The sequence below is a fragment of the Paenibacillus sp. YAE3 genome, assembly GCF_057546105.1.
Map to the genome: position 1 here is coordinate 1 of NZ_BAAIYF010000068.1, position 518 is coordinate 518.

At 43.2% G+C, this 518-nt stretch carries 2 pseudogenes; one reads left to right on the forward strand and one right to left on the reverse strand.

Features of this window, described 5'->3' with window-relative positions:
• Nucleotides 1-188, forward strand: a pseudogene (locus AC27KL_RS28235) (hypothetical protein); the annotation flags it as partial.
• Nucleotides 189-250: 62 nt separating this feature from the next.
• Here AC27KL_RS28235 and AC27KL_RS28240 read toward each other — a convergent pair.
• Nucleotides 251-518: pseudogene (locus AC27KL_RS28240) on the reverse strand (hypothetical protein); the annotation flags it as partial.

A 518-nucleotide genomic window follows, 5' to 3' on the forward strand; every position in this document is an offset into this window, starting at 1 on the left:
TGGACTTGGATAATATTGAGCTTAGTTATTGTTCTAAGTTCATCTGGCAAGCATTTTACTATGGTTATAATCTCGATATTACCGGCATGGGTCTTACCGATCGCAGTAGAGCAACCCATATTTATCCAAATGATGTTCGAGATTCCGATCACCTTGCATCAACAGAAACCATCGACGTTGAGAAGTAAGAAGCTGAAACCTCGCATTAGCGAGGTTTTTTATTTGAGCGCCGATTTAAGATCTCAGTAGTTTAGACGGACTTTAGCGTGCTAACCACGAAGCTTTCCACTAAGCTTTCGAACTTCCACTCCCAAAAAGCAGCCCCTTGAGAAACGATCAGTCGATCAAGCCAAGTTTCAAAATTAAGCTTAACATGGCAGAGCGGGTCTTCGTGGTCAAAGCGGACCAAATAGTTGCATGCCCCTTGCCTCACTCGGTCCGCATCTATGAAGAAGTAGTCTCCGTTGTTTCTGGAAATCGGCAGTAAATTTTTCGGCATGTCTTTGAATTTCTGATGG